Below are 24,227 nucleotides of genomic sequence, written 5' to 3'. Positions count from 1 at the left end.
CCAACCCGGCACTCGCGCCGGTATCCCCCGACAGACCGCTCCGCCGGATCACCACTCTGGCGTGACGCCGCACGAGACCGTCACGAAAGGGCGTACGTGGTAGCCACGAATACCCGAGAGACCGCCGAATCGGCTGACGAAGCCGACTCCGCAGATTCCACCGCAGCACGGCCGGTCAAGAAGGCTGCCGCCAAGAAAGCTCCGGCCAAGAAGGTGGCGGCCAAGAAGGCCGCCGCCAAGAAGGTCGCTGCCAAGAAGGCTCCCGCCAAGGCCGCCAAGGCTGCTCCGAAGAAGGCCGGCGCCAAGAAGGCCGAGGTCGGGCCCGACGGCGAACCGATCGAGATCTCCGACGACGAGTCGGTCGAGCTCGATGATCTCGGCGACCTGGAGGTCGACGAGACCGATCTGGTCGACGAGGTCGTCGAGGACGAGGCCGAGGAGGCAGAGGAGGGCGACAGCCCCGAGGCCGAAGAGGCCGAGGAGCCCTCCGAGAAGGACAAGGCCTCCGGCGACTTCGTCTGGGACGAGGAGGAATCCGAGGCCCTGCGCCAGGCCCGCAAGGATGCCGAGCTGACGGCCTCGGCCGACTCGGTCCGCGCGTACCTGAAGCAGATCGGCAAGGTCGCGCTGCTCAACGCCGAGGAGGAGGTCGAGCTCGCCAAGCGCATCGAGGCCGGGCTCTACGCCACCGAGAAGCTGCGCGAGTTCGCCGAGAAGGGTGAGAAGCTCACCGTTCAGCTGCGGCGCGATCTGCAGTGGATCATGCGTGACGGCAACCGCGCCAAGAACCACCTGCTCGAGGCGAACCTCCGGCTCGTGGTGTCGCTGGCCAAGCGCTACACCGGCCGCGGCATGGCGTTCCTGGATCTGATCCAGGAAGGCAACCTCGGTCTGATCCGCGCGGTCGAGAAGTTCGACTACACCAAGGGCTACAAGTTCTCGACCTACGCGACGTGGTGGATCCGCCAGGCCATCACCCGCGCGATGGCCGACCAGGCCCGCACCATCCGTATCCCGGTGCACATGGTCGAGGTCATCAACAAGCTCGGCCGTATCCAGCGCGAGCTGCTGCAGGACCTGGGCCGCGAGCCCACGCCCGAAGAGCTCGCCAAGGAAATGGACATCACGCCGGAGAAGGTGCTGGAGATCCAGCAGTACGCGCGTGAGCCCATCTCCCTGGATCAGACCATCGGTGACGAGGGTGACTCGCAGCTCGGTGACTTCATCGAGGATTCCGAGGCGGTTGTCGCGGTCGACGCGGTGAGCTTCACCCTGCTGCAGGATCAGCTGCAGTCGGTCCTGGAGACCCTCTCCGAGCGCGAGGCCGGCGTGGTCCGCCTACGCTTCGGCCTGACCGACGGCCAGCCCCGCACCCTGGACGAGATCGGCCAGGTCTACGGCGTGACTCGCGAGCGGATCCGCCAGATCGAGTCGAAGACGATGAGCAAGCTCCGCCACCCGAGCCGCTCCCAGGTGCTGCGGGATTACCTGGATTAAATTCTCGATCCCACGGAATGGGCCGCCGAGCTGTAGCTCGGCGGCCCATTCCGATTTTCGGGGATGGCTGTTCCGCGTTGATACGGTCGCGAACCGGCTGGCGGACTTGCGTCTGCGCGAATGGTCGCGTTCGGAAATGGAGGGCTGGAACGGAATTCGGGCATCCGAAGCCGGGCGGATACCACACCGCGGTCCAATTCCATGTCATACCAAAGGGTTACAGCGGACGAGAAATCCGCCGTTAGCGTCGGGGCATGACGACATCTGCGTTGGGGTCCCAGTCATCTCCGCGGTCACCGCGACGGGGCGCGGAGGGCGACTACGCCCGGCTGTTGCGGCGGATTTCCGACGCGGGGCTCATGGAGCGGCGGCCGATGTACTACGGGGTTCGGTTGGGGCTCGTCGGGGCAGCGTTCGTCGGTGGGTGGGCGGGGTTCGTGCTCGTCGGCGACTCGTGGTGGACGATCGGGATCGCGGCGTTCATGGCGGTGACGTTCGCGCAGGTCGCACTCGTCATGCACGACGTGGCGCACCGGCAGGTCTTTCGGCTGCGGCGGCCCACGGAGTTGATGGGGCGGATCGTCGGGAACGCCGGCATCGGGCTGGGTTACGGATGGTGGCAGGACAAGCACACGCGGCACCACGCCAACCCCAACCATGAGGAGCTGGATCCCGATGTCGCGCCGGACATTCTGGTGTGGTCGCAGCGGCAGGCCCGGTCCAGTCGCGGGGTCGCGCGGATCATCGGACGGGCGCAGGCGTTCCTGTTCTTCCCCCTGCTGTTGCTGGAGGGCCTGAACCTGCACGTCGCGGGCGTCCGCGCGCTCCGCAATCGATCCGTCAAACACCGGGGGCTCGAGGGCGCGCTGCTGTTCGGCCACTTCGCGATCTACCTCACCGCGCTGTTCACGGTGCTGCCCGCCGACAAGGCGCTGGTGTTCTTCGCCGTGCACCAGGGCCTGTTCGGCCTGTACATGGGCTGCATCTTCGCCCCGAACCACAAGGGCATGCCGACGCTGACCGGTGACGATCGGCCCGACTACTTCCGCCGCCAGGTCCTGACCTCACGCAACGTAAAGGGCGGCGCGCTGACCGATTTCGCGCTGGGCGGGCTCAACTATCAGATCGAACATCACCTTTTCCCGAGCATGCCGACCCCGAACCTGCGCCACGCCCGGCCGATCGTGCGCGACTACTGCGCCGAGGTCGGCGTGCCGTACCACGAGACCGGCCTGATCTCGTCCTATCGCGAGGCGCTGAAGCATCTGCATCACGTCGGTGCTCCCCTGCGCACTCCGAATCAGCGGCCGGATGCTGAAGTGCCGCAACCCAATAGCTGACCCCGTCCACGTGCCGCATCAGGACAGCTGCGTCTGAGGCATGACAGCGGGCAGACGCTCACGGCTGCCCTCGGACTGTCCTCGAACATCTGTTTATCGTGGTCTACGACCGCGAGTCGCGGCATACTCGGCCGAATCAGCTCCGTATGCGGCTCGGCTGCCGACGGGATGGGTTTATTGTCCGCACGGCGTACACGGCGGACCCGAACCGTTGCCGGCTCTGGGCTGGGTGCGGAAGGTGATGGTGTATCGGGGCATGCGTGGCGGGGTCCAGTCGAACGTGGGCAATGGCGTCCAGGAAGTCATAGCCGGTGTGGGGGTGACCCGAGACGGGCGCCGTTCCGATTCCTCGGGCTTCTCCGCATTGAAGATGAGGAGCACCACGAGGGCTATAGCCGCTGCGAGGAACACCCCGCGCCGGTTGGTGCCGGTCCGTTGATCGGCCTGTGGGCCGGGCGACTCGGCCACCGGCCAGTTTCCGGCGGCACGCGAGCGTGGCGACCGAATGCGGTCGTCTGGCAACGGCGGGTTTCCGCGCGGATTCCGAGTGGGTTGCGCTGTCCTCGCCTCACCGACCACGGTCGCGAGCGTGTAGTCGATGCCGCTCAGGGTCGTCCCGAGTACGTCGGACTGCACGAGATCCAGCAAATCCGGCCGACTCAGACCGTCTCGCAGTGCCCGCGCGGCACCGACGGAGTCGTCGGCGATCAGCCCGAGCACGACCAGCCCGGCCGGTATGGGCCATAGCGCGTATCGGTGTGCGAGCCGCCACGCGATATCCAGGGCCATCGCGCAACGGCCGGTGAGCTGAACGTTCTCCCAGTGCCACAGCCCGACGGCCATCGGGTCGGTGACGAGCTTGTCCGCGATCGCCTCGATATCCCCGGCATGCAGGCAGATTCGTGACCAGTCGCCCGCGATGTCCGCCCGCATGATCTCGACCAGCAGCGTACGGGTGTCGACGGGATCGCCCATCCGTGCGATAGCGGCGCTGCGCAGCGCGGCGACCACTGTCGAATGCAAAGGGACACCGGCGAGTACACCGACCATGGCTGGCCTCCGTCCGCCGCCCCCACCCCGGTAACGGCAACACCTCGATCATCACAGATCCGAGGCCGGTCAACCACTCGATTACGCCAATTTCCGAACCACCCACGCCACGTTCATATGCCAGGTTCGGTTTGTTGAATTGCATTATGTAACAGTCAGTTTCGCCAATAGAGATCGTCTCCGGCGAAAGGGGTTCGGCCCGGCCCCGCCAACCCGAACCCCCCGAGGTTCACAGACCGGAGCCGGAACCGCCCGATCCGGTGTTGGCCAGGATGGTCAGGATGATCGTCTGCAAAACTCCGGCGACAGACCCTACGTATTCCACGATGTTCCTCCGAGCTAATCAGCGCCGACTGTCCGGCGTGCCCGGAAACCTAGCCCAGCAAACATCTGGAATGTATCTGTTTCACCAAAGTCACAGGTAAACAGCTATTCGGCAGCCACTGTCCGGGACTCGGTGTCCACTGAGCGGGACTCGGGCGCTGCGGCACACGTTTCCGGTCGCCGACGAGCCCGACACCGGGCGCGATTCCCGATCGCGCAGCGCCCGAATCTGTTTCGTTGCGCCGGGTGGTTGGATGACCCTTGACGAGATTTCGGAGGGAGGGCCATGGGACCGCAGGTGAGCTGGAATCACCCCGCGATGGCGGTGGAAATCGCGATCCCCTGGTTCGAGGTCTCGACCGGCGACCACGTGAGCACGGCGATCGTCCACGATCTCGCGGTGGCGCCTCACACCGGCATCCTCGCCGCGACCACCCGCGGCCTCCAGCGGATCGGCCCACCGGCGCCGGCCGGGGTCGCACCGTAGGCGGGCGGTTCGGCGACGTGGGGCTGGTGACCGAGAGCGTCCGGCTGGCGCGTGACTGCGGGCGGTGCGGGGTCGAGGGCGTCGCGGTGATCCGTGAAGTGTTGGACGAGGACGCGCGGTGGTGGAGTCTCGCGGGCGAGTGCCTCGACTGTGGGAACGAGTCGCAGGAATCGGAATTCGGGCGGCCGCCCGCGGGGCTTCGGGAAGCGCTGCTCGCGGGGAACGGGGCCAGCCGGCTGCGGATCGCGGCGGGGAGCATCTCGGTGGCGGGTGTCATGCGGGTGTTACGCCGAGGTGAGGCGCTGTCGGTGGCCGAGGCACGGATCCGGGCCGGAGAGGTGATGACGGAGGGGGTCGCGGGGACGCGGGTCGAGGTGGAAGTCCTCGCGAGGCTGCTGCGGGCGGACGGGGCTCGGGTCGAGATCGAAGCGGGACATGAGAGTGATTCGGCGGCCGAGCATTCGGAGCTGGTCGGCGGGCGGACCGTCGCTGCCCCGCATCGCGTCGGCGAGCAGGCCGAAGCGTTCGAGGGTGTGCCGGGAACACTGTCAGCCGACGACGCCCGACGACTGCTGAGATATCTGCGATCGGGGGTGGTGATCGTGGTGGCGGCGAGCAGGCGGCCGGACCCGTTCGCGCTCGGCCGGCCGGGCGCACGGGTGGGGATCGGGGTCGTGACCGACGGCGAGTGGGTGTGGGGGCTGGAGTGGGAGGACTTCGTCGGCGCGCACCTGGTCGCTCCCCCGGCGGAATTCGTGGCGCACGCGACGGCTCGCGGGTGGATCGCGGCAGAGCTGCCCGAGGAACGCGTGCTCGAGATCGGCCGGGGGTTCGGGATGCCCGACAGCGACGAGTAGCGGGCCCGCCCGGGGCGTCGTCGACAACGCCCTGGGCGGGCCACCGGTGCGCCAGATGGTCGGAGCCCCTCAGATCGCGCCGCCCTGCTCCGGCGAAACCCGCTCCGCGAGAAGGACATAGCGCACGTACCAGACCAGCATCAGGGCCGAGCTGAGCGTGTGGAACAGATGCAGGGCCCAGATCGGCCCCGGCGGCAGGTCCAGGACGTACACCATGTAGATCAGGTTCCCCAGGTTGGCCAGGGTGATGTTGGCGGGGCTGTAGGACCGTACGTCCTTGGTGCGGAGAGCTTTTGCCAGCATGGGTAGGGTGCTGGCGGCGAAGACCGCGCTCGCTATCGCGCCCGCGATCACGGGGACCTGCACTGGGACAACCTCTTTCGTATGGTCGGGTCGGCGATCAGGGGGTGGCGGTGTGCGGGCCGAACTCGCCGGACACCTCGACGACGAGGTTCGCGGGGAAGCCGCCGCGGCGGGCGTGTTCGCGCACCGCTCCCATGTCCTCGGCCTCGTGCAGGCAGTACAGCTTGTCGCCCGCGACGTAGCTGGTGATCCAGCGGTAGGGCACGCCGAGCGAGGTCACGGCGGCGTTCGACTTCGTCGCGATGTCCGCGAGCTCGGCCGAGGTGAGGTCGGCGGCGCCGGGGATCTCGCGTTCGATGAGGTAGCGCTTCATGATTCGGACTCCTGTGGCGGTGGGGACACCGATGCGGTCGCTATCGGTGACACCAACACTCGGCCATCGGCGGGGCGAAATCATGGGGGTCGATTCCCTATTTTCCGGGTTGTCCACCCGGGTCCCGTACCCCGGTAACGAGGCTGTTCGAGGTCCCCGACCGGCGGTAATATCCCGGAGGTGAGACTCACCGAGCGCGAGTACGAGCTCGGCGAGCTCGAGTCCCGGGCCGCCGCGGCCCGCGCCGGCCGAGGCGGCGCGGTCCTGGTCCGCGGTGAGTCCGGCGCGGGCAAGACCACCTTCGTCGAAGCCTTCCTCGACCGGCTGACCGGCGGCGAACAGGTGCTGTGGGGCGCGTGCGATCCGCTGTCCACGCCCCGCCCGCTCGGTCCCCTGCACGATCTCGCGGACCGCTTCGACGACGCCACCCGCACCCTGCTGCGCGGCGGCGAACAGTCCTACGACATCTTCGCGGCGGCCTTCGACGCCCTGCGCGCGCGACCGTCGATCCTGGTCGTGGACGACCTGCACTGGGCCGATCAGGGCACCCTCGACCTGTTCCGCTTCCTGCTGCGCCGCCTCGCGCGCACACCGCTGCTGCTGATCGGCATCGCCCGCGACGACGAGGTCGGCGTCGCCCATCCGCTGCGCGCCCTGCTCGGCGACATCGCACGGTCACCGCACGCGCACACCCTCACGGTGCCGCCGCTGAGTCTGGACGCGGTCACCGCCCTGGTCGCCGACCGGCCCGTCGACCCGCGCCGGCTGCACGATATGACCGGCGGCAACGCCTTCTTCGTGTGCGAGATGCTCGACCATCGCACCGGCGACCTGCCCGCCACCGTGCGCGACGCGATCCTGGCCCGCACGGCCGGATTGGACACCGCCGCATGGGATCTGCTGCATCTGCTGAGCTGCGCGCCCGGCGCCATCGCGGATCATCTGCTCGTCGATCTCGGCGTCACCCTGCCCGCGCTGCGCGCCCTCGACGACGCCGGGCTGATCCGGCGCAACGATCGCGGCGTGGCGTTCCGGCACGACCTGTGCCGGCTGGCGGTCACCAGCGTCATCCCGCCCGGCGCCGAACCGAGCCTGCACCGCCGGTTCATCCGCGCCCACCACGCCGCCGCCGACCCGGATCCCGCGATCATCACCCATCACGCGGTGGGCGCGGGCGACCGCGACCTGATCACCGAGGCCGCCGCGGCGGCCGGGCGCGCCGCCGCCCGCTCGGGCGCGCACACCCAGGCGACCGAGTTCTTCCGCCTCGCCCTCGATCAGCGTCAACTGCCGCCGGAGACCGAGGCGGAACTGCTCGAACTACTGGCCGCCGAGTACTACCTCACCGATCGCCTCGACGACGCGATCGTCGCCTGCCGCACCGCGATGCACCTGCGCGAGGCCATGAACGCCCGGGTCGCCGTGAGTGCCGACCATCACGCCCTCGCGGTGTACCGGTGGTACAACTCCCAGCGCGCCCTGGCCGACGACCATGTGAGCGCGGCGATCGCCGCCCTGGACGGCGGGGCCGGCGCCGACCCCGCCACCCTCGCCCAGGTCGGGCACGCGTTCGCGCTGCAGGCGTACCTCGCGATCCAATCGACCCGGCTCGACGCCGCCGCCGGCCTGTTGACCCGTGCCCGCGAGATCGCCGGCGCCGCCGCCGATCCGCTGCTGCTGGCGCGGGTCGGCATCGTGGCGAACATTCACGCGGTCGTGTCCGGGCGGATCGAGGCGCGCACCGAACTGCTGCACACCCTGGCGACCGGCCCGAAGCACATCGACGAGATCTACTCCAGCGGCTACACGAACCTGTCCTACTTCGACGTGGAGCAGCGCAGGCTCGGCCCGGCCGCCGAACTGCTCGAGGTGTGCCTGCCGCTGATGATCGAGCACGATCTGCCGGTCTGCCATGTGGTGCAACTGGGTTCGCGCGGCAGGCTCAAACTGCTCACCGGTGACTGGCAGGGTGCGCTGGCCGACGCGGACGCGGTGCTGGACACCGCCGGTGCGCCGCTGGCGCGCGGGTGGCCGCTGCTGATCCGGGCGGTGGTCGCGCTGCGCCGGGACGGCGACGACGGCGGCGGGATCGATCGCGCCTGGCAGCTCGCGTGTGGGTACGGCGAGCCGGTGCGGATGCTGCCGGTCGCGGCCGCGATCGTCGAGCGCGTCTGGCTGACCGGGGTCCCGGACGAACGGCTGCCGCTGTGCCGGGACCTGCTGGACACCGCGCCCGCGCTCGGATTGGAATGGGCGCGTGGCGAACTGGCGATGTGGCTGCGCCGCGTCGGCGAGCGGGTGACCGCCGACGCCGTGGCCGAGCCCTACCGGCTGCTCGCCGCCGGGCACCACGGGCGGGCCGCCGCGGCCTTCACCGAGCTGGGCACACCGTACGACGCGGCGCTGGCGCTGGCCGAGTCCGGCGAAACCCCTTCGGTACGCGCGGGTTTGGACATTCTCGACGGACTCGGTGCGACCGCGGTGGCCGCCAAGGTCCGCTACGACCTGCGCGCGAACGGCGCGCGCGGGGTGCCCGCGCCGCGGCGCGCGACGACGCGGGCCAATCCGGCGGGGCTGACGACACGGCAGATCGAGGTCCTCGGCTTGCTGGCCGACGGTGTCACCAATGCCGAAGTGGCCGAACGATTGTTCCTGTCGGTGAAGACCGTCGACCATCACGTCTCGGCGATTCTCACCAAGCTCCGGGTCACCAATCGCCGGGACGCGGTCCGGTCCGCCCGCGACGCGGGCATCCTGGGCTGATCCCCCGGGCGCGCCCACGCCGACCGTCCCCGGAATCGTAAATCTGAAATGAAACCGTGTCTGAAAACCGGTGCGCGTGAGCCGCCGAGTCGCGAGAATGAGGCTCGGCAGTGCGGTGGAGCCCAACCTCCACCGCACTGCCTCGAAACACTATCGGCAACAGAGGAATTGAACAATGAGCAGCCTGGCGACCTCTTGCGCGGCGACCTTCGTCGCCGCGGCCGTCATGATCGGGACCGCGGTGACCGGCGACGCGCGCGCGGAGCCGCCCCGGGGCGCACACCCCTGCACCCCGTACACCGCGATCTTCGCGCCGGGCACCTGGGAGACGAGCTTCGACGCCGATCCCACGGTCCCGGTCGGCATGCTCAGACCCATCGGGGACGGACTGCAGCGCCAGTTCGGCCGCGACATCACCGTGCTCTACACCCCTTATGCCGCAAGCGCTTTCGACCAGGGGCTGAGCTACTCCGAATCGCTGAGCACGCTCCGGTCCGGACTGCACGACACGCTCGGGAGCCTGTGCGCCTCGACCAAGGTGCTGCTCGCCGGATACAGCCAGGGCGCGGACGGCATCGGGGACGTCGCGACCGAGATCGGCAACGACGCGGGCCCGATCGACCCGGGCCGGGTGCTGGGCGTCGGCCTGCTGTCCGATCCCCACCGGGACCCGAACACCACACTCTCCCTAGGCAATCCGCAGCCGGGTCACGGCATCGCGGGCACCCGGGGCCAGGATTTCGGCGCGCTCACCGACCGGGTGCGCACCGTCTGCGCCGACGGCGACCTGTACTGCTCGCTCAACGCGACCGCCTCCCCCTTCCTGGCCGCGCTGGGTCAGGTGCTCAGCGGCGATCCCGCACCGATCGCCGATCTCATCCCGAACACCTCGGACCCGAACCAGCTTGTCGCGCAGGCGGTTCAGGTCGGCGCGGGCTGGGCGGCGACCGCGCAGAATCTGCCGAGCGTGCTCGACGGCCTCACCAGCCTGCCGGGCCTGATCGAGTCCGGCGACATCAGGGGCGCACATCGGATCGCGAGCGAGGTGAACGTCGCGCTGCGCCCGATCGTGGAAGCGGCGGCCGGGGTCGATCTGCCCCTGGTCGCCTCGGTCATCCGCGCCGCCGCCACCGTGGACCCCTCCGGTTGGACCGCCTCGGCCAGCGTCATCGCCGACGTGCTCACCGAGATCGACATCCTGCACATCGCGGGCAACGTCGGTCAGCTCCAGGAAATCCTGTGGCGCGCGGTCGAATCCCTGTCCCGCCAGGACCCCTTCGCCGCGGCGGCGGAGATGACCGCCCTGATCCCCACCGGTCTCGACCTGGCGGGCTCGGTGCTCGGCCCGTTCGCCACGGCCGTGCGCGGTGATCTCGGCGTGGCCACCCGGACCCTGCTCAACCTCAGCGAGCCCGACAGCGTCAACGACCTGCTCGAGCTGAGCCGCCAGGGCATGGACATGGCCAACTTCTATTCCTCGGGCGCGCATGTCGACTACCTCGAGGACACCCAGACGATGCTGGACTTCCTCGGCTCCCAGGTCGCCCCCTAGGCCCACCCGGAGGTTCACTGCGAATCGCAGTAATTCGACCGCACCGCTGAATGCCGGCGGCCATTTCACGCGCGGGCGCGGGTAATCGTTTCCACGGTGAGTTTCGTTGCGTTACACGGTCTCCGCATAATTCGCATCACACCCCGGACCTGCGAAATCTCCAGGTGGAAGCAACCCCCCGAAAATAGCGTCTTTCAATTTCCCAACCGGTCAACCGACCTGTAGTGTGCGCTCGTCGCGACCGAATACGAGTCGCGGAAAGACCGTTGTGGCAATGGAGTTCGAAGTGCTGGAGATTCATCACTTCAGTTACGGGTGGGTCACCCCCGTACTGGCCTACATCATGTCCGTCGTCGGATCCCTGCTCGGATTGCGCTGTACCGCCCGCGCCCGCACCGGCGAGGGCAGGCGCGGCTGGCTGATCGCCGCCGCGGTCGCGATCGGCGGAACCGGCATCTGGGTCATGCATTTCATCGCCATGCTCGGCTTCTCGGTCCACGGCGCCACGATCCGCTACAACGTGCCCATCACCCTGCTCAGCGCCGCTATCGCCATGCTCGTGGTGTGGCTCGGACTCTCGGTCGTGGCCAGTGTGCGCTGGGGCGGCTGGGAATTGCCGGCCGGCGGCACACTCACCGGACTCGGCGTCGGCGCCATGCATTACGCGGGCATGTACGCCATGCAGTCCGACGCCGAGTTCAATTACGACCCCTGGCTCGTCACCCTTTCCATGGTGATCGCGGTGGTCGCCGCAACGGTTGCGTTGTGGTTCACGTTGAACATCAATGGGATTCTCGCCACGACCCTCGCCGCGCTGATCATGGGTGTCGCGGTGTGCGGCATGCATTACACCGGTATGGCGTCGATGAGCGCGCACCACGTCGCGAATGCGGGCGATCCTTCCGGCGCGGGCGCCATGCAACTCCTGGCCCCGCTCATGGTCACGGTCAGCATGGTGACAATGGTGCTGCTGATTCACGTCGGACTGACCGAGGTGGACGAGGCGAGCCGCCGCATCACCGCCCCGATCCGCCCGGTGCCACCGGAACCGGAGTCCCGCGAATCCTGGTCCCTGCGTTCGAATTCCGCCGCGGCGCCGCGCCGGCCCGGGTCCCCGCAGGACTACACCCCGGGCTTCCCGCCGCAGCCGGGCATCCCCCAGGGCACGCAGCCCGGCAACCTGCGCGGACAGTACCCCGAATCCAGCGCATCCTGAGAGATCCGCAGAAGAACCTGAGATTCCGCAGGACTCGCTGAGAACATCGTGCGGGCGTTCGACTTTCCAGCGCATCGGCAGCAAACTGACTGGCGTGGCAGGCCACCAGTTGGAATTGATCTTCGTCGTCCTGTTCGCGACGATTCTGGCCCAACCGCTCGGTAAGCGGCTGGGCCAGGCTCCCGCGGTGCTCATGACCGCCTTCGGCGTCGTGCTGGCCCTCATACCGCAGGTGCCGGAGATCCACATCGACCCGAAGATGATCCTGCCGCTGGTGCTGCCGCCGCTGCTGTACGCCGCGGCCCGCCGCACCTCGTGGCGGACCTTCGCCGACAACTGGGGCGCGATCAGCCTGCGCGCGGTGGTGCTGGTCATCGTGACCACGGTGGTCGTGGCCGCGGCCTTCCACGCCTGGTATCCCTCCATCCCGATCGGCGCCGCCATCGTGCTGGGCGCGGTGGTCGCCCCGCCCGATCCGGTCGCGGTCTCGGCGCTGGCCGGGCGGCTGGGCCTGCCCCGCCGCCTGGTCGCGGTGCTCGAGGGCGAGGGCCTGTTCAACGACGTGACCGCGATCGTCATCTATTCGGTGGCGTTGCAGGCCGTGGTGACCGGCACGTTCTCGGCCTGGCACGCGGCCCGCGACTTCGCCGTCTCGGCACTGGTCGGGGTCGGGGTCGGCCTGCTGCTCGGCTGGCTGGGCAGCAAGATCATGCAGTGGCTGGACGAAGCGCCCTGGCGGGTGGCGCTGGGACTCATGCTGCCGTTCGCCGCCTACGGCTTCTCCGAGCTGGGCGGCGGCTCGGCCGTGCTGGCCGTGCTCGTGTGCTCGCTGTATCTGACCGACGCCGCCACCGACTTCAGCGACAGCGACTACCGATTGGTCGGCGATTCCTTCTGGGAGATCACCGAGATGCTGGTCACCGGTTTCGCCTTCGGCCTCATCGGTCTCGAACTCAGCACCGTGCTGCGCGACGCGGGCCCGGACTGGCCGCGCTTCCTCGGCGGGGCGGCCGTGGTGATCGGCGTGGTGGTCGGCCTGCGCCTGGTGTGGCTCATGTGCACCACCCTGGCGTTCCAGCGCTGGTGGCGTCAGCGCGACGCCGACGAGCCGTACACCTGGCGCGAGACCCTGGTCACCTGGTGGGCCGGCATGCGCGGGGTGGCGACCGTGGCGCTGGCGCTGGCCATTCCGTTCACCACCGCGACCGGCGAGCCCTTCCCCGGGCGCACCGAGATCCTGTTCACCGCGTTCGCGGTGGTGCTGTTCACCCTGCTGCTGCAGGGCCCGACCCTGCCCGCGGTGGTCCGCGCCACCGGCGTGCACGCCGACACCGGCCGCGAGCGGGAGATGGAACGCGCGCTGTGGACCCGGGTGCTCGACGCGGAACTGGCCAGGCTCAAGGAGATCGCGGCCCGTCAGGACATGCCCGAGGAGGTGTACGAACGCCTGCGCGACGGCTTCGAACGCCGTCTGGCCCAGGCGGATCCGGAGGCGGCCGACACCAACGCCAAGCTGTCGACCGATCGCGCCGTCGCGTTCAGCAAACAGATGCGCTCGGTCACCAACGAGGTGCTCGAGGCCGGGCGCGCCGAGGCCCTGTCCGCGCGCCGCGAACCCGGCATCGCCCCCGATGTCGTGGATCGCGTCATGCGCCGCCTGGACCTGCGCACCAAAGCGGGCTGAGCCACCGGACACCCGCACCCCACGGCGCGATACGCACCCGGCGCGCCGGGCACGAGTAGCGTTCGAGGCAGGTTCGGTGCGACAGGGCGGTCGGCCGATCCGGTATCGGCTCACCCACCGGCCGAGGGCCGGCCTCGCGGCCGGCTCGGCGGCCTACCAGCGTCGGCGCACGGGAGAACGGACCCCCTCATGGCTCTGCCCGCCTATGACCCGCCGTGGCTTCGCACCGTCGAGGTCGGGTCCGCGGTGCACGAGATCCGGGCCTGGTGGCGGGCGCCGCACCGGTTCCCGCGCGCCGTGCGGGCCTACCGCGATCTGCTGGCGGTGACCCCGGCCTGTATCGCCTACTCCTTCACCCTCTTCGTGACCTGGTGGACCCTGCACGGCACGAACGAGAAGGTCGGGCACCGGCTGATCCTGTCCGCCTCCACGAATCTGCGGAATCTGCAGGACGATCCGATCCAGGTGCTGGTGGCCTCGGCGTTCTGGACCGACGGCGGCTTTCCGTGGGGTGAGATCCTGATCCTGCTCACCGTGATGGCGGCGGCCGAGCGCTGGCTCGGTTCGCTGCGCTGGATCCTGGTGGTGGCGATCGGGCACATCGGGGCGACTCTCATAGTGGCCCTGGGCATTTCCCGGGCCGTGGAACGCGACCTCATTCCGCTGCGGGTCACCGTGGCCACCGATGTCGGCCCCAGCTACGGGATTTCGGCCATGCTGGGCGCGTTCGCGTTCCGGCTGCGCGGCAGGGCGCGGGTGGCTTGGATTGCCGGACTGCTGATCTGGTACGGCATCGCCCTGGTGGACGATCGCACCTTCACCGACTACGGGCACCTGTTCGCCCTGCTGCTCGGCCTGCTGACCGGGGCCGCCGGACTGTTGGTGGCACGCAGGCTCTCGGGCGCCCTGCGCCGCCGGGCCGCCCGGGCCGGGAGCCCGGCCTCAGGGCGCGACGGCGTCGGCGACGTTCCGGTCGCGCTGCACGAATCGCACGGCGGGCTCCACCAGGCGGGCGGCGATGGGGCCGAGCACGGCCATCAATAGCACGTAGGCCGAGGCGAGCGCGGCGAAGTCGGAGTCGACCCCGCCCATCGAGACCGCAAGCCCGGCAATGACAATGGAGAACTCGCCGCGTGCCACCAGCGCGGCGCCCGCGCGGGCCCGGCCCATGCGGCGAATGCCCTGCCTGCCCGCCGCCCACCAGCCGGTGCCGACCTTGGTCAGCGCGGTCACGATCGCCAGCAGGACCGCCCAGCCCAGGACCGGCGGAATGGCCTGCGGGTCGGTGTTGAGCCCGAACGCCACGAAGAAGATCGCCGCGAACAGATCTCGCAGCGGTTCCAGCAGTTTGACCGCCTCCTGCGCGGTGGATCCGGAGATGGCGATGCCGAGCAGGAACGCGCCCACCGCCGCCGACACGTTCAGCGCCGAGGCCACCCCCGCCACGAGCAGCGCGGCGCCCAGCAGTTTGAGCAGGAACTGTTCCCGGTCGTTGCTGTCCACCACCGCGGAGACGTAGCGGCCGTAGCGCAGCGCCACCACCAGCACCACGGTGATCGCGAGCAGCGCGATGGCCAGGGACTTCAGGCCGGCGGCGAAACTCAGGCCCGCCAGCATCATCGTCAGGATCGGCAGATAGACCGCCATGGCCAGGTCCTCGAAGACCAGGATCGACAGGATCACCGGGGTCTCGCGGTTACCCAGCCTGCCCAGGTCGTTGAGCACCTTGGCCACGATCCCGGACGAGGAGATGTAGGTGACGCCGCCCATCGTCACCGCGCCGATCGGGCCGAAGCCCAGCAGCAGCGCCACCAGCACGCCGGGTGTGGCGTTGGCGAGGACGTCGACGATGCCCGCCAGCCACGACTGGCGCAGCCCGGTCACCAATTCCGCTGCGGTGTACTCCAATCCGAGCAGGAGCAGCAGCAGCACCACGCCGATCTCCCCGGCGAGGTGCCCGAACTCCGAGGCGGCCCGGAGGTGAACGATTCCGCCCTCCCCGAAGGCGAGGCCGCCCAGCAGGTAGAGCGGAATCGGGGACATGCCGAAGCGAGCGGCGAACCGCCCCATCATGCCGAGCGCGAAGAGGATCGCGCCGAGTTCGACCATGGCTAAGGCGGTCGTGTCCACCGGCTCAGCCGTCGGCCAGAATGCGCGCGGCGGCGTCCAGTCCGTGCGGGGTGCCGACGACGACGAGCAGGTCGCCGGAGTCGAGAACGAAATCGGGGCCGGGCGAGGGGTGCAGCTGTCCCGCCCGCATGACCGCCACGATGGATGCCTTGGTGCGAGTACGCATTCCGGTCTCACCGAGCATGCGGCCGCGGTAGGGGGAGGTGGTGGCGATCGGCAGCTGCCGGGTGGTGATCCCGGGCAGATCCCGGTGATCCTCCTTGAGCTTCTCCACCAGTTGCGGCGCGCCCAGCAGATTGGCCAGCACCGCGGCCTCATCGGTGGTCAGGGGCACCTGGGCCAGACAGGCGTCGGGGTCCTCGCGCTGGGAGACGATCAGGTCGATCGCCCCGTCCCGGTGCGCGACCACCCCGATCCGGCGGCCGGAGCGCACCTCGAAATCCTTACGCACACCGATCCCGGGCAGCGCTGTCACATCGACGTTCACCCGTTCAGACTAGGACAGGGTGTGCGGTTCTCGGTGGACCGTCCGTCAGAGCGATTGCTCGTCCGTGAGCGGAGCGAAGTATCCGTCGGATTCGGGCAGGTAGGGCGACACGTCGAGTACCGCGGCGACCGGCAGCGGACCGTACAAATGCGGGAAGCGCATGGACTCGGGATCGGTCGCCACGCCCGGTTCCCAGCGCACCGGCGCGGGCAGCCGGTCCGTGTCCAGTCGCAGCAGCACCATGTCCAGCCGCCCGGCGAACAGCCGGTTCGCGGGCAGGTGCACCTGGTACGGCGCGGAGAGGTGGATGAAGCCCTCGGTGGTCAGGGACGGTGAGCGGTACTCCCCCACCACCCGGGCCGCCTCCCAGTCCGCCCCGGTGCAGATGTGCAGCAGCGTCGTCGGCGTCGTGTCCGCGTGAATTCCCACGGCCCCAACCTACTCGGGCGCGCGCGGCGGTACGGCATGTCGAGCCGGCCCGCCGCGCGGGCGGCTCAGTGGAACGCGGGACGGGCGAGGTGGACGGCGATGTCGTTCACCCCGACGCGTGAGGGGGCGAAGCGGCCGATCGCCCGGGCGCCGACGGCGGCGTCGGCGGTCCACACACTCACCGCGGGGGCGGTGGATGTCCGCAGGGTCAGTTCGAACGCCTCGGCGGCGTCGGCCACCCGCACCACCGGCAGCACCGGTCCGAGGGTCTGGTGGGTGAGCACGGCCATGGTCGGGTCGACGTCGCCGAGCACAGTGGGTTCGAAGACGTGGCCGATTCCGGTGCCGCCGCAGACCAGCGTGGCGCCCTTGAGCAGCGCGTCGCGCACCTGCTCGCGCACGGTGCCCAGGTGGCTCGGCGAAGTCATGACGCCCAGACCCGGCTCGTCGCCGATCATCGGCCCGAAGGCGGCGGCCTCCTGCGCGAGTTTGCTCAGGAATTCGTCGTACACAGCGGCTTCCACGTAGACGCGCTCGACGCTGCCGGTGCTTTGCCCGCTGTTCGCCAGCCCGCCGAGGGCGATGCAGGCGGCCGCCCTGTCCAGGTCGGCGTCGGCCAGGACGAGGGCGGCGGATTTACCGCCCAGATCGAGGCAGCAGGGGATGAGCCGGGCGGCGGCGCGCAACGCCACGACCTTGCCGGTTTCGACGCTGCCGGTGAAGCGCACGTAGTCGACGCTGTCGAGCAGGGCCGGGCCGGCCTCGTGCCCGGCGACGGTCTCGAACACCGCGGGCGCGCCGAGGCTCGCCCAGCCGTTGACCAGGGCGCGCACCGACAGCGGCGTTCGCGACGAGGGCTTGACGAGCACCGCCGACCCGGCCACCAGCGCGGGCACGGCGTCGAACACCGCCAGCGCCAGCGGATAGGTCCAGGACCCGATGACCCCGGTCACCGCGCAGGACTGGTGCGCGAGCGCGGATTGCGTGCCCGCCCCGGGCCGCGCGGCGTGCTGCGGATGCCCGCCGCGCAGGAATTCCGCGGCGTGCGAGCGATGGTGGTCGAGAGCCTGCAGGGCCAGACTCACCTCGGCTCCGGCTTCGGCCGCGGTCTTCCCGGTTTCCAGCGCGAGCAGGGTGGTGAGCCCATCCCTGTTGTCCCGCATCCAATTTCGGAACGCTCCGAGCCAATTGACGCGACCGACCACGCCGAGTGATCGCCATAGCGCGCTGCGGTCGCGGAGTCGTTCGACGGTGTCACGCACCTGATCCGGGGATTCGGTGGCGATGATGTCCACGACCCGGCCGTCGGCGGGGGCGATGACGGTGAGCATGGGCGGGAGGACCTTTCCGGCGTCCTGAACCTTGCTGTGTGTGCGTTGCGCTGTGCGCATGAATCTCACCGTATGACTGAGGGTTTCGGCCAACCAGCTTGCAATCGGCCACGAATCGGCGAATATGGGCCGCAACCGGGCAACCTACCGGCCGGTAACGGCCCGGGGACGCCGAAAGTTTGCGAGTATGCCTGAGTGACGGAAGAGTTGGCGCAGCTACGTTCCATCACCAGCACCGCGCTGCTGGCCGATTTCGCGCTGGGTCGCGGGTTGACGCTGCCGGCGGTGCTGGCGGGTAGCGGGATCAAGGAACCGGATCTGCGCGATCCGTCCACCGAAATCACTCTGGAACAAGAGTTCTCGGTCACCCGCAACGTGGTCGCCGGCATCAACGACGAGCCCGGGCTGGGTTTGCTGGCCGGGTTGCTGTGCCATCCGCCGTCCATGGGCGTGCTCGGTTTCGCCCTGATGAGCAGCGCCACGCTGCGCCAGGCCATGGACATCGCGCTGCGCTACGCCGACCTGTCCTTCACCGCGGCGCAGCACCGGCTCGAGAACCGCGGCGCTCAGGTGTGGGTGGTGCGCGACGACAGCGAATTGCCTTCGGAGATAAGACGGTTCACCCTCGAGCGCGATCTGGCCGCCATCGCCACCATTCAGCAGGACCTGCTGCCCATGCGCATTCCGGCCGTCCGGGTCGAGCTGCGGGTGGAGGCGCACCCGATCTACGAGATGTTCGGCGCGGTCTTCGGCGTCGAAGAGGTCACGTTCGATATGCCCCAGTCCCGCATCTGTTTTCAAGCGAGCACGCTGGAGACTCCCTTGCCGCAAGCGAACATATCGACCGCCCGGTTCTACGAGCAGCAGTGCAACGACCTCATGGAGAGCAGGCACAGCCGCAGCGGCCTCAGCGGCCGCGTCAGACAGCTGCTCATCCGGCACGCCGGTTCGGCCGACCAATCCCGGATCGCCGCCGACCTCGACGTCAGCGTCCGCACCCTGCGCCGGCGCCTCGCCGAGGAGGGCACCACCTTCCGCGAACTCAGCACCGAGACCGTCGGCCTGCTGGCCGAGGAACTGCTCATCGCCGGGCTCACCGTGGAACAGGCCGCCGAGCGCCTCGGCTACTCCAGCGTGTCCGCCTTCGCCTCGGCGTTCCGCACCTGGAAGGGACAGTCACCCGGGCACTTCGGCCGGCTGCATCGCGGGCGCGCCACCGTGCGGTCCTGAGCGCGTCGTCCCACTCGTCCGTGACACGGCGCACAGCCGCGTCACCGGGTGTTCTCGGCGGCGGCCGGGGTGCGGTCCCGTCCGTGTTCCCGCACACGTGGTAGACCGTCGGGTACGACGTACCCGACCTGCCCGATCTGCGAGGAACCATGAGCCCGTCCCTGATCATGTCCGCCCGCGATATCGAGTTCCTGCTCTACGACTGGCTCGACGTGGAGTCCCTGACCGATCGCGAGCGCTTCACCGACCATTCCCGCGACACCTTCGATCAGGTGCTGCGCCTGTGCCAGGACCTCGCCACCGCCTACTTCGCGCCGCACAATCGCGAGAACGACCTGCACGAGCCGGAGTTCGACGGCGAGCGGGTGCGCATCATCCCGGCGGTGGCCAAGGCGGTACGCGCCTTCGCGGACGCCGGAATGGTCGGCGCGGCAATGGATTACGAGATCGGCGGCATGCAGCTCCCGCACGTGGTCTACACCGCGTGCATGTCCTGGTTCCACGCCGCCAACGTGGGCACCACCGCCTACGCCCTGCTCACCACCGGCAACGCCAATCTGCTTGCCGTCCACGGCAGCCCGGAGCAGCTCGAGAGTTTCGTACGCCCCATGCTGGACGGGCGCGCGATGGGCACGATGGCGCTGTCCGAACCGCAGGCCGGGTCGAGCCTGGCCGACATCACCACCCGGGCGGTCCCCCAGGACGACGGCACCTACCGGATCTTCGGCCGCAAGATGTGGATTTCCGGTGGCGACCACGACCTTTCGGAGAACATCGTCCACCTGGTGCTGGCTCGCGTGCCCGGGGCGCCCGAGGGCACCCGCGGCATCTCGCTGTTCATCGTCCCCAAGTTCCTGCCCGGCGCGGACGGGGCCCCGGGTGAACGCAACGACGTGGTGCTCGCGGGCATCAACCACAAGATGGGCTGGCGCGGCACGGTCAACACCGCGCCCGTCTTCGGCGACGGCAACTTCACCCCCGGCGGGCAGCCGGGCGCGGTGGGATACCTGGTCGGCACGCTCAATCACGGTCTCGCGCAGATGTTCACCATGATGAACGAGGCCCGTATCGGCGTCGGGCTGGCCGCCACCGCGCTCGGCTACACCGGCTACCTCAAGTCCCTCGACTACGCGCGCGGCCGGCCGCAGGGCCGGGCGATGGGCGTGCGCGGCGGCCCGCAGACCCCGATCGTCGAACATCCCGACGTGCGCCGCATGCTGCTGGCCCAGAAGTCCTATGCCGAAGGCGCACTCGCGCTGCAGCTCTATTGCGGCCGGCTGGTCGATCTGGAGCGCACCGCGCGCGACGAGGCCGAGCGGACGCGGGCGAGCACCCTGCTGCGCGTGCTCACGCCCATCGCGAAGAGCTGGCCGAGCCAGTGGTGCCTGGCCGCCAACGACCTCGCCATCCAGGTGCACGGCGGCGCGGGCTACACCCGCGACTACGACGTGGAGCAGCACTACCGCGACAACCGGCTCAATCCCATTCACGAGGGCACGCACGGCATCCAGAGCATGGACCTGCTGGGCAGGCAGGTGACCCTGGACAACGGTGCCGCCCTCGTCACCCTGCTCGAGGTGTTCGCGGCCACGGTCACCGCGGCCCGCGCGAGCGGTGACGAGGAACTCGCGGGCTTCGCGACCGCGCTCGAGGCCGCCGCCGGGCGGCTCGCCGCCACGACGGCGGGACTGTGGCGCGACGGCGATCCGGTGTCGGCGCTGGCCAATTCCGCGGCCTACCTCGAGGCGTTCGGGCACATCGTGCTGGCCTGGATCTGGCTCGAACAGGCGCTGGCCGCGACCCCGCGCGCCGAACGCGGCGAGGCGTTCGGGCTCGGCAAGCGCGCGGCCGCCCGCTACTTCTTCCACTGGGAATTGCCGCGCACCGGTCCGCAGTTCGATCTCCTGGACTCCGGGGACCGCACGACCCTCGCACTCGACCCTTCTTGGCTGTGAGCTTGCTACCTGTGTCCCGAGGGTTATCGAATAGGAGTGTGGGTGTCGGTGCTCGCGGGTAGTCTCCCGGTAGACAACTCGATAAGCGGCTCGCAAGGGGGTCCCCCAGGGCCCCGGGGAGTACCGGCAGCGGCCGGTCCGCCTCCAGCCTGGGCCTGTTCGCTCTTAGCGAAACCCCAGGTCGTGTTAGGCAAAACACACGGGAAACTCCACGGGAACAAAGACCTCCGCTCGAACGTCTGACAGAGTAGTCATCAACCACTGCTGGGAAGTAGCGGTAGCGAGCCCACAGAGTGGACTGTGGGCCCCACACCAGGCGAACGGTGCGCGAGCCCCGGGAGCCAGGACGGAGGAGTCATGCCAGGAACCCTGACAAGCACCCCACTGACCGCGGTCGACCGTTGTGACCGCTGCGGGGCGGCTGCGCGCGTGCGCGCAACCCTTCCCGCCGGTGGCGAGTTGCTCTTCTGCCAGCATCACGCCAATGAGCACATGGATCGTCTCCGTGAGCTCGAAGCCGTGATCGACACGGAGTCGGCACCGGCGCTCTAATCAGCTCCTCCACCTCGGGGCAGTGTTCCGGCCCTCGGGGGGTCCGCTCGAAAATTGAATCTTCCCAACAGAATTACCGGCAACGGGCGACCCCACGGGTCGCCCGTTGTCCAGTTTTCCCGGCCGGACTTGCGCGAAACGGATTCGTCGTATCTCCGGCCGGAATCCGATTCCGAAGGAGAGCGCTCTGTCCACCGCGCACGCCACCTATCTGACCGACCGGCACATGTTCGCCCTGTGGACCTGGACCGGGTCCGGGCCGGGTCCCGCGCCTGCCACCGCGGGCGAGACCGAGACCATCGCGCTGGCCGTTCCCGACGGGGACGCCATCGCGGTGACCGAGGTGCCCTGCGCGCTCGTCGAGCCCGAGGAGTTCCTGGCCGGCGCGCCCGCCGCGGCGCGGGTGTGGCGGGCGGTGCTGGACGGGGAGTCCGACGCGCTGCCCGTGGCCGCGCACGCGGTGCCCAACGCCACCGGGACGGCCATCGTGTCCGCCGAGCGGGCCGTGCGGACGCTGCGGGACACGGTCGCGCTCGCGGGTGAGCTGCGGACGAGCCTGAAGGCCGAGTTGCGGCCGTATCAGGCGCGCGGCATCGCGTGGCTGCACGAGACCACCGCGGTGCACGGCGGGGCGGTCCTGGCCGACGAGATGGGTCTGGGCAAGACCGTGCAGGCCATCGGGTATCTGCTGGGGCGCGCCGGCGCAGGCGCGAGCCTGGTGGTGTGCCCGACCTCGCTGGTGGGCAACTGGGTGGCCGAGATCGAACGGTTCGCGCCGGGGCTGCGCGCGATCGGGTGGCGCGGCGGCGAACTGCCCGCGGCCGGGCCGGGCACGGTGGTCGTCACCGGGTATCCGACGCTGCGCGGGCACGGACCCGCGCTGGCCGGGACGCAGTGGGCCGCCGCGGTATTCGACGAGGCGCAGGTGCTCAAGAATCCGCGCACGCAGGTGTCCAAGGCGGCGCGGACCGTGCGCGCCGACGCGCGGGTCGCGCTGACCGGTACGCCGGTGGAGAACCACCTCGAGGAGCTGTGGGCGCTGCTGAATCTGGTGGCGCCGCAGGAGTTCACGCACAAGGCGCAATTCCGGCGGCGGTTCGTGCGGCCCATCAACGAGGGGTCGGCCCCGGCGGTGCTGCGGTTGCGCGACGCTATCGAACCGCTCGCGCTGGCGCGCCGCAAGACCGAGGTGGCGGCCTCGCTCCCGCCCAAGATCCACTGCGACGTGGTGTGCGATCTGACCGCGGAGCAGGAGCGGCTGTACGACAGCCTGCTCGAGCGCGCCGAATCCGAGGGCTTCGGTTCCGGCGGGCAGCGCCACACCCGGCTGCTCGCGGTGCTCACCGAGCTCAAGCAGGTCTGCAACCATCCCGGGCTGATCACCGGCGACCTGGGCGAATTGGCCGGGCGCTCCGGGAAATTCGACGTGTGCGCCGACATCCTGGCCAACAACGTGGAGGCCGGGGCGCCGACCCTGGTGTTCACCCAGTACCGCAGGACCGGTGAGCTGCTGGTGCGGCACTGCGCGCGGGAGTTCGGGATCACCGCGCCGTTCTTCCACGGCGGGCTCGATCAGGCCGAGCGCACCGAGATCGTCACCGGCTTCCAATCCCCCGACGGGCCACCGATTCTCATCCTGAGCCTGCGCGCGGCGGGCACCGGGCTCACCCTGACCCGCGCGGCCGACGTCATCCATTTCGACCGCTGGTGGAACCCCGCGGTCGAGGCGCAGGCCTCCGATCGCGCGCATCGCATCGGCCAGACCCGCACGGTCACCGTCACGACGCTGACCTCGGGCACCACCATCGAGGAGCACATCGCGGGCATGCACGACCGCAAGTCCGCCCTCACCGATCTGTCCGACACCGCGGGCATCGCGGCCCTCGCCCGCCTCGACGACGACCGGCTGTTCGAGATCCTGCGCCGAAAGCGAGCCAACTGACATGCCCGACAACGAATTCGGCTACACCGGCTGGGGCATGGACTGGGTGCGGGTGGCCGAGCCCCTGAACCAGACCAAACCCGAGCCCCTGCTCCCCCGCGCCCGCAGCATCGCCCGCAACAACGGCGTGCAGACCCTGATCGAGGGCAATCACGTCCAGGCGAACATCCACCGCGGTTCCGAAGCCTCGGTGACGTACCTGGAGGTGACGCCACTGGACGGCCCCACGATCCGGGCACTGGAGCAGGTGATCCCGCCGACGGCCCTGACCCTGACCGACGAGCACCGCGCCGCCGTGGCGGCCCTCGGCATTCCCCTGACACCCCACCTGGCCCGGATCGACTGCTCCTGCCGTGCCCGCAACGATCGCTGCCTCCACTTCTTCGCCACCTGCTACGCCCTGGCCCGCCAGGTGGACGAAACCCCCTGGCTGGCCCTGGATCTCCTGGGCTACCGCAACGCCACCCCCGGACCCGAGACCGACGAGACCCAACCCCCCGCCCGCTGGACCCCGATCAACACCCTCGACCCGAAAACATTCTTCGAGTCGGTATCGAGGTAGGCATGGCCCTATCCCGCTTTGCTGAACTCCGCACCAGCGGAGTGCTTTTCGCGGCAAAGTGAGCCCCGCGATCGCGGCGGACCGGGGGTGAAATCCGCACCGCCCCGACAGGTTCATCACTTTCACCCGGGAAATCACAGGACACTGCGACATCGCACGCTGA

Annotated in this window: 21 protein-coding genes; 14 read left to right on the top strand and 7 right to left on the bottom strand. The window is 69.5% G+C overall.

The genetic code is table 11. The features are described 5' to 3' along the window. The first annotated feature begins 96 nt into the window (after positions 1-96). Both ACWDOP_RS09085 and ACWDOP_RS09080 read left to right on the top strand, forming a co-directional pair. On the top strand, positions 97-1,497 hold the full coding sequence (locus tag ACWDOP_RS09085) for an RNA polymerase sigma factor (protein WP_456344631.1): 1,401 nt from the start codon (positions 97-99) through the stop codon (positions 1,495-1,497). A 254-nt stretch (positions 1,498-1,751) separates the two neighbouring features. Further along, entirely contained in the window at positions 1,752-2,837 is a 1,086-nt protein-coding gene (locus tag ACWDOP_RS09080) for a fatty acid desaturase family protein (RefSeq protein ID WP_456344630.1), read from the top strand. A gap of 174 nt (positions 2,838-3,011) precedes the next feature. Here the strand turns inward: ACWDOP_RS09080 and ACWDOP_RS09075 are convergent, their stop codons facing one another. After that, positions 3,012-3,887: a hypothetical protein gene (locus tag ACWDOP_RS09075; RefSeq protein WP_456344629.1), complete on the bottom strand. Its 876-nt coding sequence runs from the start codon at positions 3,885-3,887 to the stop codon at positions 3,012-3,014. A gap of 610 nt (positions 3,888-4,497) precedes the next feature. On the opposite strand from ACWDOP_RS09075, the gene ACWDOP_RS09070 reads away from it, so the two are divergent. Beyond that, a complete protein-coding gene (locus tag ACWDOP_RS09070) occupies positions 4,498-4,698 on the top strand; it encodes a hypothetical protein (RefSeq protein WP_456344628.1) in 201 nt (66 codons plus the stop codon). 26 nt (positions 4,699-4,724) lie between these two features. Continuing rightward, positions 4,725-5,555 carry a hypothetical protein gene (locus tag ACWDOP_RS09065; RefSeq protein WP_456344627.1) on the top strand — a complete coding sequence of 277 codons (831 nt, stop codon included), beginning with the start codon at positions 4,725-4,727 and terminating at the stop codon, positions 5,553-5,555. A 69-nt stretch (positions 5,556-5,624) separates the two neighbouring features. Here ACWDOP_RS09065 and ACWDOP_RS09060 read toward each other — a convergent pair whose 3' ends face one another. Together ACWDOP_RS09060 and ACWDOP_RS09055 are read right to left on the bottom strand one after the other, a co-directional pair. Then, positions 5,625-5,921, bottom strand: a complete 297-nt coding sequence (locus ACWDOP_RS09060) for a hypothetical protein (RefSeq protein ID WP_456344626.1) — start codon at positions 5,919-5,921, stop codon at positions 5,625-5,627. A 34-nt stretch (positions 5,922-5,955) separates the two neighbouring features. Next, positions 5,956-6,231: a DUF4242 domain-containing protein gene (locus ACWDOP_RS09055; protein WP_456344625.1), complete on the bottom strand. Its 276-nt coding sequence runs from the start codon at positions 6,229-6,231 to the stop codon at positions 5,956-5,958. Positions 6,232-6,411: 180 nt separating this feature from the next. Here ACWDOP_RS09055 and ACWDOP_RS09050 point away from each other — a divergent pair, with 180 nt between their 5' ends. The 5 genes from ACWDOP_RS09050 (at position 6,412) to ACWDOP_RS09030 (ending at position 14,490) form a co-directional block, all read left to right on the top strand. Next, entirely contained in the window at positions 6,412-8,994 is a 2,583-nt protein-coding gene (locus ACWDOP_RS09050) for a helix-turn-helix transcriptional regulator (RefSeq protein ID WP_456344624.1), read from the top strand. Between the two features lie 175 nt (positions 8,995-9,169). Beyond that, a complete protein-coding gene (locus ACWDOP_RS09045) occupies positions 9,170-10,546 on the top strand; it encodes a cutinase family protein (protein WP_456344623.1) in 1,377 nt (458 codons plus the stop codon). Positions 10,547-10,820: 274 nt separating this feature from the next. Next, the gene (locus ACWDOP_RS09040; protein ID WP_456344622.1) at positions 10,821-11,762 is read left to right on the top strand and encodes an MHYT domain-containing protein; all 942 of its coding nucleotides are present in this window, start codon (positions 10,821-10,823) and stop codon (positions 11,760-11,762) included. Between the two features lie 94 nt (positions 11,763-11,856). Beyond that, positions 11,857-13,446: a Na+/H+ antiporter gene (locus ACWDOP_RS09035; protein WP_456344621.1), complete on the top strand. Its 1,590-nt coding sequence runs from the start codon at positions 11,857-11,859 to the stop codon at positions 13,444-13,446. A 189-nt stretch (positions 13,447-13,635) separates the two neighbouring features. Then, a complete protein-coding gene (locus tag ACWDOP_RS09030; RefSeq protein ID WP_456344620.1) occupies positions 13,636-14,490 on the top strand; it encodes a rhomboid family intramembrane serine protease in 855 nt (284 codons plus the stop codon). Here ACWDOP_RS09030 and ACWDOP_RS09025 read toward each other — a convergent pair. The 4 genes from ACWDOP_RS09025 to ACWDOP_RS09010 all read right to left on the bottom strand — a co-directional run bounded on the left by ACWDOP_RS09025 (position 14,389) and on the right by ACWDOP_RS09010 (position 17,883). Then, entirely contained in the window at positions 14,389-15,576 is a 1,188-nt protein-coding gene (locus ACWDOP_RS09025; RefSeq protein ID WP_456344619.1) for a cation:proton antiporter, read from the bottom strand. The two genes, ACWDOP_RS09030 and ACWDOP_RS09025, sit on opposite strands and share 102 nt — an antisense overlap. A gap of 4 nt (positions 15,577-15,580) precedes the next feature. Further along, positions 15,581-16,063: a cation:proton antiporter regulatory subunit gene (locus ACWDOP_RS09020; RefSeq protein WP_454201916.1), complete on the bottom strand. Its 483-nt coding sequence runs from the start codon at positions 16,061-16,063 to the stop codon at positions 15,581-15,583. A 45-nt stretch (positions 16,064-16,108) separates the two neighbouring features. Beyond that, entirely contained in the window at positions 16,109-16,486 is a 378-nt protein-coding gene (locus ACWDOP_RS09015) for a DUF952 domain-containing protein (protein ID WP_456344688.1), read from the bottom strand. A 71-nt stretch (positions 16,487-16,557) separates the two neighbouring features. After that, positions 16,558-17,883: an aldehyde dehydrogenase family protein gene (locus ACWDOP_RS09010; protein ID WP_456344618.1), complete on the bottom strand. Its 1,326-nt coding sequence runs from the start codon at positions 17,881-17,883 to the stop codon at positions 16,558-16,560. A 135-nt stretch (positions 17,884-18,018) separates the two neighbouring features. Between ACWDOP_RS09010 and ACWDOP_RS09005 the strand changes: the two genes are divergently transcribed. The 5 genes from ACWDOP_RS09005 (at position 18,019) to ACWDOP_RS08985 (ending at position 24,064) form a co-directional block, all read left to right on the top strand. After that, complete coding sequence (locus ACWDOP_RS09005) at positions 18,019-19,053, top strand: AraC family transcriptional regulator (RefSeq protein ID WP_454201914.1); 1,035 nt, start codon at positions 18,019-18,021, stop codon at positions 19,051-19,053. A gap of 149 nt (positions 19,054-19,202) precedes the next feature. Further along, positions 19,203-21,008, top strand: a complete 1,806-nt coding sequence (locus ACWDOP_RS09000; protein ID WP_456344617.1) for an acyl-CoA dehydrogenase — start codon at positions 19,203-19,205, stop codon at positions 21,006-21,008. Positions 21,009-21,365: 357 nt separating this feature from the next. Next, entirely contained in the window at positions 21,366-21,560 is a 195-nt protein-coding gene (locus ACWDOP_RS08995; protein ID WP_033087939.1) for a DUF7455 domain-containing protein, read from the top strand. Between the two features lie 226 nt (positions 21,561-21,786). Next, positions 21,787-23,502, top strand: a complete 1,716-nt coding sequence (locus tag ACWDOP_RS08990; protein ID WP_456344687.1) for a DEAD/DEAH box helicase — start codon at positions 21,787-21,789, stop codon at positions 23,500-23,502. 1 nt (position 23,503) lies between these two features. Next, entirely contained in the window at positions 23,504-24,064 is a 561-nt protein-coding gene (locus ACWDOP_RS08985; protein WP_456344616.1) for a hypothetical protein, read from the top strand. The last annotated feature ends 163 nt before the right edge of the window (positions 24,065-24,227 follow it).

The sequence above is a fragment of the Nocardia sp. NPDC003693 genome, from assembly GCF_053981095.1.
Note: the sequence above shows the minus strand (reverse complement) of the source record. Positions and strands in the feature narration are given on the sequence as shown.